The sequence below is a fragment of the Hydrogenivirga sp. 128-5-R1-1 genome (assembly GCF_000171895.1).
In genome coordinates this window covers 1-1121 of the sequence record NZ_ABHJ01000494.1, presented here as the reverse complement: position 1 = coordinate 1121, position 1121 = coordinate 1, and the positions used below count along the sequence as shown (strand labels likewise).

Here is a 1121-nt window from a genome sequence, read left to right as displayed (position 1 = left end):
GCTGTCCTCCAGATAAAATCTAACTGTAAATGTTGTTCCATATTTTCCTGTATCTACAAATATATCTCCATTATTTTCATAAACTATTCTGTAAACTGTAGAAAGACCAAGACCTGTTCCTTCCTGTTTTGTAGAGAAAAACGGCTCAAATATCTTATTCCTAACTTCTGGTGATATTCCAGAGCCGTAATCCTTTACAGAAAATTCAACTGCGTTTTGTTTTTTATTTTTTCTTAAAATAATACATATTTTACTTCTTTCAAAAGATGCTTCTATAGCATTTTTTATAAGGTTTATTGCTAAAATCTCAAAAGCAGTCTGATTGATAGGTAAGTATAGCTCTTTCTGTACATATTTATCTAAAACAATTTTTTTTCTTTGAAAAGCTGGCGTCATGATAAACAGTATTTCATTTAAAAGCTCGGATACGTTAACTGGCTCACCTGTGTACTCTGTAGGAGGTTTTGCAAAGTTTAAAAATGACTTTATCAGTTTATTCATCTTTTTAAGTATTGATTTAGTATTTTCTATGTCTTCTTTATCCAAAGAGTTTATATCTTCAATGTAAAGATTTAAAGGAAGCAGCATATTTTTTAATTCATGTGCCAGACTTGCTCCAATATCACCAACAGTTGAAAGTCTTTGGGCAAGGTTGTACTGTTCTTGCAAGGCTTTTATTTCTGAAATATCAGATATTGTAAATATACATCTATCTTTATATACAGCAGCATTCACTATAGCCCAAATATTTCTACCTTTAATATTAAGTTTTGCTTCTACGATTTTTGACTTTTCTTTTTTTAAAGCCTTATTTATATTTTGGAAATCCTTTTCTTCTACAAATATTTTAGATATGTTATCTATATCTAAATTTTTATTGTTAAATACTACATTTCCATTTTTACCGCAAACGATAACAATATTATCAAGCTGAAATAATATCTCAGAGTAAAACTTTTTCAGGTTGTTAATTTCCTCAATATAAACCTGAAGTTCTTTTGACATTTTATAAAGGGCATTTAGTATCTCAGTAAGTTCATCTTTTTCAGCAAAAGTTGGCTTTTCTAAGCTATCCCATTCTTTATTTGATATTAGTTTTAAATTTTTCTTTGCAAATCTTA

General features: G+C 28.5%; 1 protein-coding gene. It reads right to left on the bottom strand.

The window, feature by feature from the left end:
* A partial coding sequence (locus tag HG1285_RS00415; RefSeq protein WP_008289669.1) for an ATP-binding protein occupies positions 1–1121 on the bottom strand: 1121 nt, incomplete at both ends.